This window comes from Vibrio sp. 1288 (assembly GCF_033344475.1).
Map to the genome: position 1 here is coordinate 1 of NZ_JAWPOX010001024.1, position 538 is coordinate 538.

At 50.4% G+C, this 538-nt stretch carries 1 pseudogene; it reads right to left on the reverse strand.

Annotated features, from left to right (window positions below):
* Positions 1-538, reverse strand: a pseudogene (locus tag R8O11_RS30700) (Fe/S-dependent 2-methylisocitrate dehydratase AcnD); the annotation flags it as partial.

Genomic DNA, 538 nt, shown 5'->3' on the forward strand with positions numbered 1-538 from the left:
TTTCACCCACGACATCGTAAAGTTCAGTACCATCCAGTTCTAATGTATTGCGGTTAACACCCGGCTTAAATTGCAGTGGTAGTACGCCCATGCCAACCAAGTTAGTACGGTGAATTCGCTCAAAACCTTCTGCAACGATGGCTTCTACACCAGCTAATCGAACGCCTTTTGCTGCCCAGTCGCGAGACGAGCCCTGACCATAATCTGCACCCGCGACAACAATCAGTGGCTGTTTGCGGTTCATGTAGGTTTCAATCGCTTCCCACATGCGTACAACCTGACCTTCTGGTTCGATTCGCGCCAGAGAACCCTGAACCACTTCACCGTTCTCTTTCACCATTTCGTTAAATAGTTTCGGGTTAGCAAAGGTCGCACGTTGCGCCGTTAAGTGATCGCCACGGTGAGTCGCATAAGAGTTGAAGTCCTCTTCCGGTACGCCCATTTTGGCAAGGTATTCACCCGCCGCACTGCTCGCCATAATCGCGTTGGATGGTGATAAATGGTCTGTTGTGATGTTGTCCCCTAAAACCGCAAGTGG